Raw genomic sequence first — 13,746 nt, forward strand, 5'->3', positions numbered from 1 at the left:
GCGCCGACACGCCGCGGCAAGCAAAAATATCCGACTGGGTGAATGCGTGGCTCTGGGTGATCGCACGGGCTCTGGTGATCACACCAGCTCTTGTGCTCGCCATTACAACGATGTAATGATGGAGCAACCACAAAGGAGTGATGCAGATGATTCAACCTTCACAGCCGGGGCGCTCGGGCCCACTGCTGTCGCGCAGACGGATGCTCACGGGCACCGCCGCGCTCCTGGGCGGCGCATTCGCGGCGCCTGCGCTCGCCGGCTGCTCGTCGGCAGCGGCATCCGATGTCTCTCACCTCAGCTTCTGGCACCTGCTGAGCGGGGGAGACGGAATCACGATGTCCACCATCGTCTCCGACGTCGAGAAGCAGCTCGGCTCGATTACCGTCGATCAGACCGTTCTCGCCTGGGGAGCCCCGTACTACACGAAGCTCGCCATGGCCGCCGCCGGCGGTCGGGCCCCCGACCTCGCGATCATGCACGCGAGCCGTGTCACCGGCTGGGCGCCCGGCGGCCTGCTCGACCCGTGGGATCTTGACCTGCTCGCCGAGTTCGGCGTGGGCGAGGACACGTTCAAGCCGCGCATCTGGGAGAAGGGGTTCACCGACGACAAGCTCTACTCGGTGGCGCTCGACTCCCACCCGTTCATCATGTTCTTCAACACTGACGTCGCCGACGAAGCGGGAGTGCTGACCTCGGACGGCACCCTGATCGAGACGTCGACTCCCGACGAGTTCATCGACATGGCGCTCGAGATGCAGGCGGTCACCGGTCAGCACGGGCTGTCGTGGGGCTACCTGAACGATGGCGCTCAGCTCTGGCGGCTCTTCTACACGCTCTATCGTCAGCACGGCGCCGAGATGGTGCTCGAGACCGGCAAGACTGCGCAATACGACGAGGATGCCGCGATCGAGTCGCTCGAATTCATGACGAAGCTCGTGGATGGCAACATCGCCGCAAAGAACAGCGACATCGCGAACGGCATCGCTGAGTTCGCGGGCGGCAAGAGCGGGATGCTCTTCTCGGGCGTGTGGGAGCTGAGGACGATGCAGGATGCCGGTATCCCGTTCGATGCCTCGATCATTCCGACTCTCTACGGAACTCCCGCGGTCTATGCCGACTCGCACACGTTCGTGCTGCCGCACCAGTCGAGCCCAGACGAGGCGAAGCGACGCGCCGCCTACGAGTTCATGTCCACCGTGCTCAAGGGCTCGATCGACTGGGCCGGTGCCGGCCACATTCCCGCGTATCTGCCGGTCATCGAAGACCCGGCGTACGACGATCTCATTCCGCAGGCGCACTACGCAAACGCCGCGGACCTCATCAACTACGACCCGCCCGCGTGGTTCACGGGCTCGGGATCTGACTTCCAGACCTACTTCCTCGATGCGATTCAGGGCGTGATGCTCGGCGGCACGACGCCGAAGGCCGGCTTCTCGTCGTTCATCTCACGCATCAACTCGCTGCTCGCCAAGCCGAATCCGGTGACGGTATGAGTGCCCCACGCTGGCAGCGCACGGCGCTGCGCGATGACGAAGGAGTCTCGCTGTGACAACGGCAACCGCAAGAAACGTGCTCTCCGACACGGGAGCGACGGTGCGCGCGACGCGTGCGAGCCGTCCGCGTGAAGGACTCACCGGGTGGGCGTTCATCGCGCCCTTCGGCATCCTCTTCATTCTGTTCATGCTCGTGCCGATCGTGTGGGGCCTCTACCTGAGCTTCACGAATCAGAGCCTCACGGGTGCCGGCGGCGACCTCATCGGCTTCGACAACTACGCCGAGGCGCTCGCCGACCCCGACATGTGGCGCTCGATGCTCAACATCGTCTGGTTCACGGTGCTCAGCACGATTCCGCTCGTCGTGATCGCGCTCGCTCTCGCGCTGCTCGTCAACACGGGACTGCCGGGCCAGTGGCTGTGGCGGCTGTCGTTCTTCATGCCGTATCTGCTCGCATCGACCGTGGTGTCGCTCATCTGGGTGTGGCTGTACAACCCGCAGCTCGGGCTGTTCAACGCCATCCTCGGCTGGTTTGGCGTCGACCCGGTCACGTGGCTGCAGGACCCGAACTTCGCGATGCTCTCGGTCGTGATCACGACCGTGTGGTGGACGATCGGCTTCAACTTCCTGCTGTATCTCGCTGCGCTGCAGAATATCCCCGAGCACCAGTACGAGGCGGCCTCGCTCGACGGCGCCGGGCGCTGGCGCACACTGTTCTCCATCACGATTCCGCAGCTCGGGCCGACCACCGTCATGGTCGTGATTCTGCAGATTCTCGCCTCGCTCAAGGTCTTCGACCAGATCTACCAGATGACCTCGGGCGGCCCGGCCGGCACCACGCGTTCGGCAGTGCAGTACATCTTCGAGACGGGGTTCACCGGGTTCCGCTTCGGCTATTCGTCGGCGATCTCGTACATCTTCTTCGTTCTCATCATCATCGTCTCGGTGATCCAGTTCCGCATCACGGCGCGAAGGAGCGCATGACATGTCGACAGTGACCGAACATATGACAGTTCCCGCGGCCGCTCGCCGCGCGGCATCCGCCCCCTCGCATCGTCGGCGTAGGCTCGGCCCGGCGGGAATCGCGGCGCTCGCCGTTCTGATCGTGCTGGCGATCGCGTGGCTGCTGCCCTTCGTCTGGGCGATCGTCACATCGCTCAAGACAGAGACGGATGCCGCATCAGCGGAGCTGTGGCCGGCCCACGGCTTCACCTTCGCCGCCTACGCGAAGGTGCTCGCAGAAGGCAATGTGCCGATCTGGGCGTGGAACAGCCTCTTCACGTCCGCGGCCATCACGGCCATCACGGTGCTGACCTCTGCGCTCGCCGCCTACGCGTTCTCGCGCATGAGGTTCCGCGGCAACAAGACGGTCTTCGTGCTCGTGATCGCGGCGATCGCCGTGCCGCCGCAGGTGCTGATCGTGCCGCTGTTCTACGAGATGCTCGCGATGGATCTCGTCGACACGTACTGGGGGCTCATGCTCCCGCAGGTCGTGCAGCCGATCATCGTGCTCATTCTGAAGCAGTTCTTCGACCAGATTCCGGTCGAGCTCGAGGAAGCCGCGCGCGTTGACGGCGCCAGTCGACTGCGCGTCTTCGTGTCGATCGTGATGCCGCTGTCGCGCCCGATTCTCGCCGCTGTGTCGATCTTCGTGTTCGTCTGGGCGTGGAACAACTTCCTCTGGCCGTTCATCATCATCAACGACCCGCAGCTCATGACCCTGCCGGTCGGCCTCCAGACGGTCAAGAGCGCCTACGGCATCCAGTATGCGCAGAATATGGCCATGGCGATTCTGGCAGCGCTGCCACTCATCATCGTGTTCCTCTTCTTCCAACGTCAGATCATCAAGGGCATCGCGACCACCGGCTTCGGCGGTCAGTGAGGCCAGCTACCACCATCGAACAAGGAGATTCATGACAACCGCCCACATCACCGTCGACCGCGACTTCCGCATCGGCGAGGTGCCGCGTCGCCTCTTCGGCTCGTTCGTCGAGCACATGGGGCGCTGCGTGTACACCGGCATCTACGAGCCGGGGCATCCGCAGGCCGACGAGCGGGGCTTCCGCCGTGACGTGCTCGAGCTCGTGAAGGAGATGGGACCGACGGTCGTACGGTACCCGGGAGGCAACTTCGTCTCGGGCTTCAACTGGGAGGACAGCGTCGGACCGGTCGATCAGCGGCCCACGCGCATCGACGGCGCCTGGCACACCATCGAGACCAACGCGTTCGGTCTGCACGAGTTCGTCGACTGGGCTCGCGAGGCCGAGGTCGAGGTGATGGAGGCGATCAACCTCGGCACACGGGGGGTGGATGCCGCTCGCGCGCTCGTCGAGTACGCCAACCACCCGGGAGGCACCGCCTGGAGTGACATGCGTCGCAAGAACGGTGCGGAGGAGCCCTTCGACATCAAGCTGTGGTGCCTCGGCAACGAGCTCGATGGGCCGTGGCAGATCGGTCACAAGACCGCCGACGAGTACGGCCGTCTCGCGCAGGAGACCGCGAAGGCCATGAAGCTCGTCGACCCGTCGATCGAGCTCGTCGCAGTGGGCAGCTCCAACACGGGCATGCCGACATTCGGCGCGTGGGAGCACGCGGTGCTGAACCACGCGTACGACGAGGTGGACTACATCTCGCTGCACGCCTACTACCAGGAGCACGACGGCGACGCGAAGAGCTTCCTCGCGACGGCCGTCGACATGGACTACTTCATCGAGTCCGTCATCGCGACGGCGGATGCCGTCGGCGCTCAACGCAAGACCCGAAAGAAGATCAACCTGTCGTTCGACGAGTGGAACGTCTGGTATCAGTCCGGTCTCGATACAGACGACCAGCCGCACAACGTCGAGAAGTCATGGCGTACGCATCCGCGTCTGATCGAAGACGAGTACAACGTGACGGATGCCGTCGTGGTCGGCACGTTCCTCAACTCACTGCTGCGGCACGGTGACCGCGTGACGATTGCGAACCAGGCGCAGCTCGTCAACGTCATCGCGCCGATCCGCAGTGAGGAGGGCGGCCCGGCATGGCGGCAGAGCATCTTCTGGCCGTTCGCGCGCATGGCGAAGCTGGCGCGCGGAACCATCCTGCGCACCGCGGTCACGAGCGACAAGATCGACACGGCGAAGTACGGCGATGCGGATGCTGTGGATGTTAGCGTCACGTGGGATGAGGAGTCCGGCAAGCTCGCGTTCTTCCTCGCGAACCGGGGGCTCGACGAGGCTGCGGACGTCTCCGTGAAGCTCGGCGGCTTCACGGCATCCGGTGTCTCACGCGCCGAGGTGCTCACCGTACCCGAGGGCGGCGACCGCTTCAGCTCGAACACGCAGAATGCGCAGCCGGTCGGCCTCACGCCGCTGGAGGGTGTGACCGCGGAGGGGTCCGCGCTGCGTCTCTCGCTCCCGGCTCTGTCGTGGGCGGTCGTGGAGGTCGATGTGACCCGCGTCTGAGCTGATCCACGGTGAAAGAACAGCGCCGGGGCGTCTGCGAATCCGCAGGCGTCCCGGCGCTCGTTGTCCTCCGGTCAGCGTGCCCGAGTCAGCGTCCTGTGGCGTCGGGTTTGCGGGATACGTCTCCACGCCATGCACCTGACTCGAAGCCGTTTGACTCGATCAGCTTCTTGAACTGGGCGAGATCCTTCTTCACTGCGACGTCGTCGGCCTGCAGAGCCGCGCCGATCTTCTCGGTCGCGCCCTCGGGTGCCCACGTCATCTCGAGGTGGATGCGGGTTTCGTCGTCGGAGATGCGATGGAAGGTCACGACGCCGCTGTGCTGCGGCTCGCCCATCGACCGCCACGCGATGCGTTCATCGGGTGTCTGCTCGGTGATGGTGGTGTCGAACTCGCGCGTGACGCCGCCGACCGTGACCGTCCAGTGATTGTGCGTGTCGTCGACCTGCGTGACAGAGTCCACGTTCGACATGAATTGCGGGAACGACTCGAACTGCGTCCACTGGTTGTATGCCGTCGTGATCGGAACGTCGACCTGCACGGACTCCTGCACAGTGCTCATGGAAACCTCCTGGCGTCTGGTTGCCGGACGTGCTGGCTGCACGCTCACGGCGATCCTAGAGGCTGCGTCGAGGCACATGGCAGGGGCTTGCGTCGGCCTCGACGAGTGTCTATGTGAGGACGAGCAGAAGCCAGATCAGAGCGCGCGGATGCTCCACCCCGCAGTCACGGGCTCACCGGGGTTCAGCGTGATGAGATCGGTGCCCGAATTGAAGGCGTCCGGCGGGCAGGTCATCGGCTCGACCGCGAGCCCGATGCGGTCCATTGCTGGGTCGTCCTGGTCGGCGGTGTGTACCTGCACCCACGGGCACGCGTCGTCCCACGTCATGGCCACGCCGGTTCCGTTTGCCGACGTGACGCGGACCTCGGCGATTCCGTCGGCGTCGCGGCTGAGATCCGTGAACGCGTGGTCGATGAACGTGTCTGCGATCGCGCGCTGCTCCCGGAAGTCGAACTCTGTTCCGTCGACCGACTCGAGCCCAGTCGGAATCAGCCGATCGGGTGTCACCGTGAGAACGGATGCCGCGGGAATCACCGCGCTCCAATCGTCGACGCGGCCCTCGCCCGCAACGAGATACGGGTGCGGCCCGGTCCCGAAAGGCGCCGGCTCCCCGGCACGGTTCACCGCGGTCACCGTGCTCGTGAGGCCATCGTCGCCGAGCGCGAACCGCACGGCGACGTCGACCGTGAACGGATAGCCCTCCTGTGCTGGAATCGTCGCGGAGAGTGTCACATCGGAGTCGCTCTGGTCCGTGATCGCGTAGTCCAGCCAGGCCCCGAGCCCGTGCAGCGCGTGTCCCCGGGCGGGTTCGGTCAGCGCCAGCTGATGTTCGGCACCGTCCCAGGAGTAGCGTCCGTCGACCACGCGATTCGGCCACGGCACGAGCGTCGCACCCCTGTAGGCCGGACGCACCTCGTCCGCCTCGAACGGAACGACGAGATCGCGGCCGGTGTGCGTGAGACTGCGCAGGCTAGCGCCGACGGAGGCGATGGATGCCTCGTAGCTGCCGTGCCGCAGGGTGATGTTCTGTCCGGAGAGGTGCTGTGCCATGGCCCCCATCTTGCCGTACTCCTCCGACAGGAGTGAGTGCCCTCGCCGACACGCGCGGCCGGCGCCGACATAGCCGATTCACAGGAGGATCCAGCCCGGTGTCAGTGCCGAGTGATTGACTGGCCGTCCACCCCAACTCTGAGGAGCGCAATGTCTGGTTCTGAACCGCAGACCCGTCTGTATCTCGACGTCGACGGCGCCATCAACGCCGACGAACCCCCGTTCTCCGAGGTGAAATCCACGCGCGTGCAGATCGAGTACGGCGGGGGAATGATGAGTCGCATGCCCCTCACGTGGGCTCCCGAGGTCGTCGCTCAGCTCGATGAGATGCGTGAGGAGTTCGACCTCGAGCTGGTGTGGCTGTCGACCTGGAACGAGATGCACGCCTCCATGACGAAGCTGGCTCCTGCGCTCGGCGGGCTCTTCGGTGGGCGCGCGATCATGGACGTCGACGCGATCTCCACCGATCGCGGCCGGGGGTGGTGGAAGGCACAGAGCATCATCGCCGATCAGGAGGTCTCGCCGGCTCCGTTCGTCTGGATCGACGACGAGGCGGTCATGGCGCACGGCGGTCTCGTCGCCGATGCGACCGCGGGCACACCCTCGCTGACGTTGACGACCGTGTTCGAGCACGGAATCGAGCGTCTGCACCTCGCGCAGATGCGCTCGTTCCTTGGCAGCCTGCGCACCGAGGGAGAGTTTGCGCTGGCGCACGGCTGAGCGCAAGGTGGTTGCCACCGCGCCCGGTTCGCCATAGCGTGACGGTATGGCAGAGCATTCTGGACAGCCGATGGCGTTACCGACCGAGCGCGACGAGCGCATGAACCCGGTCGGCCCATGGGTGCGTCAGCTCAACATCGACGAGCTCCGCGAGGAGCTCAGCGACACTGTGCGCGCGATCCGCGGCAAGATCGCTCCGGTGGCCATCAGCCTCGGCATCGCCGCCGCAGCGGGTGTCGTGTGCGTGATCGCCATGAAGATGAGCGGGGATGCCCATGACTGACGCTCCGGAATACGCGACCAGACCGCAGACCGTCCCCACGGGCTCCAACCGTCTCAAGTGGCGCAGCGTCAAGGTCAGCTACATCCGCGCTGTGAAGAGCTTCGTCGCGAACAAGGTCACCGATATCGCGGCAACGCTGACGTACTTCTTCGTACTGGCGATGTTCCCCGGCCTCGTGGCGCTCGTCTCGATCCTGTCTCTCGTGAACGCCGACGGTTCTGTGAGCGACGGTCTGATCCAGATGCTGAAGGACTTCGCCCCGAAGGAGACCGCTGACACTCTGGCGGGCCCCATCACCAAGGTCATGTCGGCGCCGGGGGCAGGCCTCGGACTGCTCCTCGGTCTGCTCGGTGCGATCTGGTCTGCGTCGAAGTACGTCGACGCTTTCTCTCGCGCAGTGAACCGCATCTACGGCGTCGCCGAGGGCCGCTCGGCCATCGCTCTGCGCGGCACGGTGCTGCTGCTCACCGCGGTGTGTCTCATCGGCCTCGCGATCATGGCTGTGCTGCTCATCATCAGCGCTCCGGTCGCGCGTCTCATCGGTTCGTTCATCGGACTGGGCGACGCGGCTGTGCTCACCTGGAACATCGCGAAGTGGCCCGTGCTGGTCTTCGCGGGGGTGCTGCTCATCGCGCTTCTCTACTACTTCGCCCCGAACGTGAAGCCCTCGAAGTTCCGCTGGGCGAGCATCGGCGCGATCACCGCGCTTGTGGTTTGGGCGATCACGACGGCCGGTTTCGTCACCTACGTGTCCAACTCCAGCAGCTACAACGCCACGTACGGGTCTCTCGGTGGAATCATCGTGTTCCTGATCTGGCTGTACCTCAGCAACATGGCGCTGCTGTTCGGGGCAGAGGTGGATGCTGAGCTGGAGCGCGCGCGTCAGCTGCAGGCGGGCATCGAGGCCGAGTACATCGTGCAGCTTCCGCTGAGAGGCACGTCGATGATCGACAAGCGCATCGAAGCCGAGGCCAAGTCGGTCATCGAGGCGAAGAAGCTGCGTCGCTCGTTCGAGCGCTGAGTCAGCTGGTCGCGTTGCGCAGCTTCGTCGTCAGCTGCGTCAGACGCTCGAGCTCGGCGGCGGAGAGCGCCGCGGTCATGGTGTCCGTGATGGCCTCCATGTGCTTCACGGCGATGCGACGGTACTCGTCGTAGCCGGCATCCGTCATTGTCACGATGGTGCTGCGGCCGTCTTTCTCGTCGGCACCCTTCTTCACGTAGCCCTTCGCGACGAGTCGGTCGATCATGCGTGAGACGCTCGGCTGACTGAGCAGCACGATCTTGTTCAGGTCGCGCAGCCGCGCCGAGCGCTCGGGCTCGCGACTCAGGTTGAAGAGGATGTCGTATTCGTTCAGCGAGATGTCTCCTGGCGGGAACTCCTCGTGCAGAATGCGCATCACCTGCACCTGCGCGCGAAAGAGCGACTCCCACGCGTGCACGGCCGTGGCTCTCTGAGACATGACGTTTCCTCCTGCATTCAAGAATACGGATGCCGGAAGAAGGCGTGGAGTCGCCGCGCTAGTGTGACCCGACCATGGATCTGGGTCAGCGAGTTAAACAGATCGAGGGTCGGTCGTAGAGGCTTACGACCGACCCTCTCCCTTGCACCAAGAGTGTCCTGCAATCACATTCCACGTCAGCTGCCACAGCAAAACAACTGACGCTCTTTGAATATATAACGGAACGGTAACGCCGTCTAGTTACCAAAGCGTTATTTTTCTGCCAATCCTCTGTGCGAGAGCTATCCGTCAGCTTGGTCGCGCGCAATCAAGCCAGTCGGGTCGCTGCCCGCGCCCGGAAGAACCGGCGAGACTGGGCGTCCCGGAGCGAGTGCGCCGTCGACGACGAAGCCCTCGGGTCGACCCTCGAGCTCGTCGACGAGCGCGGTCCGGCACCGCTCGAGCACGGCGGCCGCGGAAGGATCCGCGAGGCGATTGACCGACTCCGTCGGGTCTTCCGACAGGTTGAAGAGCTGCTCGGTTCCATCAGCCGAGAGCCAGATGTACTTCCATTCCCCCGTGCGAATCCACTGCAGCGACAGAACGTCGCCGAGGGTGTGCTCACCGTGCAGATACTCGCGATCCAGGGGCGCATCGACCGGCAGCAGATCGAGCCCGTCGAGCCCATCGGGCAGAGGGATGCCGGCGAGCGACAGCAGCGTCGGCATGAGGTCCCGCAGTTCGACGACATCGTCGACGACCTGTCCCGCGGGCAGCTCGGGTCCCGCGAGCAGCAGCGGGACGCGGGCCGAGCCCTCGTAGGGGTAGCCCTTGCGCCACATCGTGTGATCGCCGAGCATCTCGCCGTGATCCGACGTGAAGCAGATGTAGGTGTTCTCGTCGAGGTCGAACTCGGCGAGCACCTCGAGGAAGCGCTGGATCTGGTGATCGATGTGCGTCATATTGCCGTAGTACCCGGCGCGAGCGCGGTTCATCGTGCCTTGGTCGTACCGCGCGACATGGGCGTCCGGCACCCCGTCGGTGCGCATCGGCTCGAGCACGTCGACCCAGTCTCCGACCGGCGGATCATAGTCGGGCGCGCTCATGTACTGATCGAACGCCCACTGCGGAGGGTTGTACGGCGGGTGCGGTCGGTGGAACGACAGGTAGAGGAAGAACGGCGAGGTCGGGTCGCGCCGATACAGCCAGTCGATCGCCTCAGTGACCACCCAGTTCGTCGGGTGGAGGCGCTCATCGCGACCCCACGGACGCGCGACGACGGAGTTGCAGTTCACCCCGTCGTCGAAGTAGTCCGAGACCGCGGACTCTCCGGCCTGCCGCTTCAGCCATGTGATGTAGTCGTCGTAGAACTCCGACGGTCGTTCGCGCTTGCGCGAGTGGTGCAGGTAGCCGTCGTGCAGAATGACGTTGTCGAATCCGACGCGGGCGCGCTCCGGCCACACGTGAAGTTTGCCGATCGCCTGCGTCTGATACCCGGCCTTCGAGAACTCGCCGGGCAGGGTCGTCTCGACGTCGAACGGCACGCCGTCCGCGTACCCGACGCGCCCGTGCGAGGCGGCGCTCAGCCCGGTGAGCATGGTCATTCGTGCGGGAACGCACGTCGGCGACGCTGAGTAGGCGTTGGAGAAGCGGATGCCGCGATGAGCGAGCCCATCGAGATACGGCGTCTTCACCACCTCGTGCCCCGCGCTCGACAGACAGTCGCCGCGCCACTGGTCTGTGCAGATGAAGACGATGTTCGGGTGGGACATACAACCTCCGGCTTCGCAGTGCTCCACAGTATAGGGACTGCCGCCTCGCCGGCATCCTCTCGCGTTCATCACTGCGGAGAGCTGTCGCCGGTTCCGATGCTCAGCGTGCGGAACGCCGGGTTGGACAGCGGAACCAGCATGAGCGCCGCCATCGCGGCGCCGTAGAGGGCGAACGGAACCCACAGAGCGGTCACCGAGGCGAGAGCGCCGAAGCCCGCCATCGCGAGTGGCATGAAGCAGTCGTCACCCAACCGGGTCAGCGAGCTCATGCGCCCCAGGTATGAGGTGTCGACCGTCGCCGCGAACGTCGCGCTCAGCAGCACGGAGGCGTAGCCGGCTGTGAGTCCGATCACGACGCTTCCCGCGCCGACGAGCCACGCGGGACCGATGCCGAGCAGAACGATTCCGGCTCCTTGGACGATGAGCGCGACGAACCCCGCACGGGCTTCGCGCCGGGGTCGCCAGCGGGCGACGGATGCCGCGCCGATCGCCGCTCCCAGACCGAGAAGCGCCTCGAAGACGCCGACCGCTCCGGCTCCCCAGCCCTGATCGTCGGCGCGAAGTGCGAACCCGATTCCGGTGGCCGGCCCGACGGCGAGGTTCAGCCCGGAGAGCGCGATGACGAGCGTGCGTGTCAGCGGAGCATCCTTGAGGCGCTGGAAGCCGTGCCCGATGCTGCGAAGGGGTGACTCGCGATCAGCGCGGGGCAGCGCGAACCGAGGGCGAAGCCAGATCGCGATGAACCCGACGACGAGGGCGAATGTCAGAGCGTTGGCGGAGGCGCTGCCGACGAAGCCCACGTGAGCGACGAGAACGCCGCCGATCGCCGCGCCGCCCATGGTGCCGAGCCGAGACGCTGTCTGTGACGCCGCGCTGTATGACGGCAGATCGTCAGAGCGCACGAGCTGCCGCGCGATCGTGCCGGCGGAGGGCTCGTAGAACGCGTCACAGACGCCGAACGCGATCGCCGCGAGCATGAGCACGAGGGTGGTCGGTGGGGTCGAGAGAACCCACACGGATGCCGCAGCCAGCACCGCCACTCGGATCACGTTGAACCAGATCATGACGTGCCGCGCACTCGCACGGTCGGCGAGCACGCCGCCGAACAGCAGGATCACCGCCCGCGGGATCGTCCCCGCCGCGACGATCACTCCGGCGACCGCCGGGGAGGAGACCTGGACGGCCGTCCACGCGAGAGCAATCGTCCACACGGCGTCGCCGGCGTCGGAGAACGCCTTCACGAGGATCCACGTGTGGGCGAGCCGGTCGCGAGCGAAGAGCGGCGGCTCTCGCAGCATCCTCGATTCTGTCGTCGTCATCATGGCTCCGTCGGGAAGCCGCGGCCGAAGATGAACACCGGGCGCCGCTCGGCACCGTCGTCGCGGTCGATCGAGCCGATCCAGTCCACGATCGTCTTCTGCAGCGCCTCCGAGAGAGTGCGCAGCTCATCGGGCGTCGCCCAGGCGAACGTGTCCGTGCTGAAGGCGGCGGTTGCCCACTCTGGGTGGCTCCGGTCGTTTCGAAGCTACTCGGAGAGGCGGCGCATCTGCATCATCGTGTTGAGCCGCTCAGCCTCGCGGGCGAGCACGGCGTCCGCCGGAGAATCCTCGAAGTCCGATACGGACCAGGAGAACCCGGTGCGCGCCGACCTCCACCAGCTCGTGCGGCGGTCGCCGGTCGGATTCTCAGCGCGCTCGATGATGCCCGCGCGCTCGAGGATCCTCAGGTGATGGCTCACACTGCCCACCTGCAGCGACAGGGCGCGGGCGAGCGTCGTCACCTGGCACGTCCCGTGCAGGCCGAGGTAGTCGATGAGGCGCCTGCGCGTCGGGTGCGTCGCGGCGGTGATGACGTCGATCTCTTCCATGCGCTTTACGCTAAGCGCACTCGCCCAACTCCACAAGACTTCTTGTATACCCCGAGATCATGCGGAACTCACCGCTCGTGCGGTGGACTGCGTTGCAGCGGGAGAGGATGCCGCTAGGCTCGGCGCATGACTCTCATCGAGACCTCGCCGCCCCTGCGCGTCGTGCTCGACGCCGCTGAGGCGTGGACGTCGTGGAACGTTCGGGACTGGTCGCCGACCCTGCGCGAGAACCTTGAGTCCTGGCTGCAGCCGAACCTTGAGCGGGTGGGAGATGTCGACTGGGGCGCGACCGGTCGCAGAATGACCGGGCTGGAGATCGGCACACCCCGGGACTGGGCGAACAGGTGCATCGCGCTCGCCGACGGGCACTGGGCGATCACGGGCATCCGGTTTCGCGGCCTCGACCTCGCCAAACCCTTCGTCGACGTCATCGCCACCTCGGTCGCCCCGAGCGCTGACGGAATGCGTCGCCTCACGGAGCTCCTCCCGCACTACGAAGACTTCTCGCCGCTCTGTCTGCGTGTGCCCGCGCCCGACCCGCAGGGCATGAGCGCTGCCGTCTCGTCGGCGGCGCTCGGCGCGGTGACCGTGGATCAGCTCATCGTCGCTGGGCGGGTCGCCGACATGGCCGCGCGCCCACCGTCCGCTGACGACACTGTGGCGCTTCGAGAGATCGATGCGGATGCCGCTGCCCGCCGCACTGCGGAGATCTACGCCGAACTTGCGCAATCACGACCCGGAATCTCTGAGTGGGCGACGCCGGAAGACGAGGAGTCTCTCGCGGAGTGCGCGGAGGAGGGACTGCTCTTCGAGGTGCTTGCCAGCGGTGGCTCGGCGGGAATTCTCGCTCTAGCTCGTGATGACTCGTTCGGACTGCGCGGGCACTGCGTCCAGGAGGTCTGCATCGACGCGGAGCATCGCGGTCGACGAATAGGGCCTGCCGCCCTGCGCGAAGCGGCGCTGCTGCTGCCCGAGGATGGGGATGTGCTGTGGGGCCACATCCACCCTCGAAACGAGGCGTCGCTGCGCAACGCGCGGGCCGCGGGGCGGAAGGTCGTCGGTGCGACCCTGTGGTTCGCACCGAACGGTTACCCCGGAATGCCCGGCTGATGC

At 65.7% G+C, this 13,746-nt stretch carries 14 protein-coding genes; 8 read left to right on the forward strand and 6 right to left on the reverse strand.

The window, feature by feature from the left end; all coding sequences use genetic code 11:
- Positions 1–146: 146 nt before the first annotated feature.
- Genes ACSAGD_RS01710 through ACSAGD_RS01725 form a run of 4 tightly spaced genes read left to right on the forward strand, consistent with a single transcriptional unit; the run spans position 147 to position 4,940 of the window.
- Complete coding sequence (locus ACSAGD_RS01710; protein WP_437584002.1) at positions 147–1,493, forward strand: extracellular solute-binding protein; 1,347 nt, start codon at positions 147–149, stop codon at positions 1,491–1,493.
- A gap of 52 nt (positions 1,494–1,545) precedes the next feature.
- Positions 1,546–2,478 (forward strand): carbohydrate ABC transporter permease, encoded by a 933-nt coding sequence (locus ACSAGD_RS01715; protein ID WP_437584003.1) that lies wholly within the window; start codon positions 1,546–1,548, stop codon positions 2,476–2,478.
- 1 nt (position 2,479) lies between these two features.
- Positions 2,480–3,376, forward strand: coding sequence for a carbohydrate ABC transporter permease (locus ACSAGD_RS01720; RefSeq protein WP_437584004.1), 897 nt, complete (start codon positions 2,480–2,482; stop codon positions 3,374–3,376).
- 31 nt (positions 3,377–3,407) lie between these two features.
- Positions 3,408–4,940, forward strand: a complete 1,533-nt coding sequence (locus tag ACSAGD_RS01725; protein ID WP_437584005.1) for an alpha-N-arabinofuranosidase — start codon at positions 3,408–3,410, stop codon at positions 4,938–4,940.
- 88 nt (positions 4,941–5,028) lie between these two features.
- Here ACSAGD_RS01725 and ACSAGD_RS01730 read toward each other — a convergent pair whose 3' ends face one another.
- Both ACSAGD_RS01730 and ACSAGD_RS01735 read right to left on the reverse strand, forming a co-directional pair.
- On the reverse strand, positions 5,029–5,502 hold the full coding sequence (locus ACSAGD_RS01730) for an SRPBCC family protein (RefSeq protein ID WP_437584006.1): 474 nt from the start codon (positions 5,500–5,502) through the stop codon (positions 5,029–5,031).
- Between the two features lie 135 nt (positions 5,503–5,637).
- The gene (locus ACSAGD_RS01735) at positions 5,638–6,552 is read right to left on the reverse strand and encodes an aldose 1-epimerase family protein (protein ID WP_437584007.1); all 915 of its coding nucleotides are present in this window, start codon (positions 6,550–6,552) and stop codon (positions 5,638–5,640) included.
- Between the two features lie 150 nt (positions 6,553–6,702).
- On the opposite strand from ACSAGD_RS01735, the gene ACSAGD_RS01740 reads away from it, so the two are divergent.
- Genes ACSAGD_RS01740 through ACSAGD_RS01750 form a run of 3 tightly spaced genes read left to right on the forward strand, consistent with a single transcriptional unit; the run spans position 6,703 to position 8,576 of the window.
- Positions 6,703–7,272 carry an HAD domain-containing protein gene (locus tag ACSAGD_RS01740; protein ID WP_437584008.1) on the forward strand — a complete coding sequence of 190 codons (570 nt, stop codon included), beginning with the start codon at positions 6,703–6,705 and terminating at the stop codon, positions 7,270–7,272.
- 46 nt (positions 7,273–7,318) lie between these two features.
- Positions 7,319–7,555: a hypothetical protein gene (locus ACSAGD_RS01745; RefSeq protein ID WP_437584009.1), complete on the forward strand. Its 237-nt coding sequence runs from the start codon at positions 7,319–7,321 to the stop codon at positions 7,553–7,555.
- Complete coding sequence (locus ACSAGD_RS01750; protein ID WP_437584010.1) at positions 7,548–8,576, forward strand: YihY/virulence factor BrkB family protein; 1,029 nt, start codon at positions 7,548–7,550, stop codon at positions 8,574–8,576. Before ACSAGD_RS01745 ends, ACSAGD_RS01750 begins: the two co-directional genes overlap by 8 nt.
- Position 8,577: 1 nt before the next feature.
- On the opposite strand, the gene ACSAGD_RS01755 is transcribed toward ACSAGD_RS01750, so the two are convergent.
- From ACSAGD_RS01755 to ACSAGD_RS01770, 4 genes are all read right to left on the reverse strand, one after another.
- Positions 8,578–9,015, reverse strand: a complete 438-nt coding sequence (locus tag ACSAGD_RS01755; protein ID WP_437584011.1) for a MarR family winged helix-turn-helix transcriptional regulator — start codon at positions 9,013–9,015, stop codon at positions 8,578–8,580.
- A 281-nt stretch (positions 9,016–9,296) separates the two neighbouring features.
- Positions 9,297–10,766 carry an arylsulfatase gene (locus ACSAGD_RS01760; protein ID WP_437584012.1) on the reverse strand — a complete coding sequence of 490 codons (1,470 nt, stop codon included), beginning with the start codon at positions 10,764–10,766 and terminating at the stop codon, positions 9,297–9,299.
- Between the two features lie 68 nt (positions 10,767–10,834).
- A complete protein-coding gene (locus ACSAGD_RS01765; RefSeq protein ID WP_437584013.1) occupies positions 10,835–12,088 on the reverse strand; it encodes an MFS transporter in 1,254 nt (417 codons plus the stop codon).
- A 203-nt stretch (positions 12,089–12,291) separates the two neighbouring features.
- The gene (locus tag ACSAGD_RS01770) at positions 12,292–12,633 is read right to left on the reverse strand and encodes a winged helix-turn-helix domain-containing protein (RefSeq protein ID WP_437584014.1); all 342 of its coding nucleotides are present in this window, start codon (positions 12,631–12,633) and stop codon (positions 12,292–12,294) included.
- Positions 12,634–12,759: 126 nt separating this feature from the next.
- Here ACSAGD_RS01770 and ACSAGD_RS01775 point away from each other — a divergent pair, with 126 nt between their 5' ends.
- On the forward strand, positions 12,760–13,743 hold the full coding sequence (locus tag ACSAGD_RS01775; protein WP_437584015.1) for a hypothetical protein: 984 nt from the start codon (positions 12,760–12,762) through the stop codon (positions 13,741–13,743).
- Positions 13,744–13,746: the final 3 nt, after the last annotated feature.

This window comes from Paramicrobacterium salitolerans (assembly GCF_051513965.1).
Taxonomy (GTDB): Bacteria; Actinomycetota; Actinomycetes; order Actinomycetales; family Microbacteriaceae; genus Paramicrobacterium.